Below are 381 nucleotides of genomic sequence, written 5' to 3' on the forward strand. Positions count from 1 at the left end.
GCCGTCGACGAGATGGACGAGGCCTCACGGGCGCGGGTTCTCAATGACGCCGAGCGCGTCGGCAGCATGGCCGACGAAGCCGGACAAACAGCGCTCTATGGGGTGACCCAGAACCGGGATGCGCTGGATGCTCTGGAAAATGGGCATGCCCGCGCGCTCTGGATGTTCTTGAACGATTCGGATGCGTTTCGCCATGCCGAGGAGGTGCGCTTCACCGATGAGCGCCGGCGCGGGCGCATGTGGGATGGGTTCATCGGACAGCCCGGGCTCACGCTTCGGCGGGAGCCGGAGGTGCTGGACCGCTTCAAGATGGCCGTCCGCGAACGATTCGAGTCGAAGAACGTGCACGTCGACATCTTCGATCGCCAGCGCCCGACCTTC

General features: G+C 65.1%; 1 pseudogene. It reads left to right on the forward strand.

The window, feature by feature from the left end:
* Positions 1-381, forward strand: a pseudogene (locus BGN91_RS14960) (hypothetical protein); the annotation flags it as partial.

Source organism: Nitrobacter sp. 62-13 (assembly GCF_001896955.1).
Classification (GTDB): domain Bacteria; phylum Pseudomonadota; class Alphaproteobacteria; order Rhizobiales; family Xanthobacteraceae; genus Nitrobacter.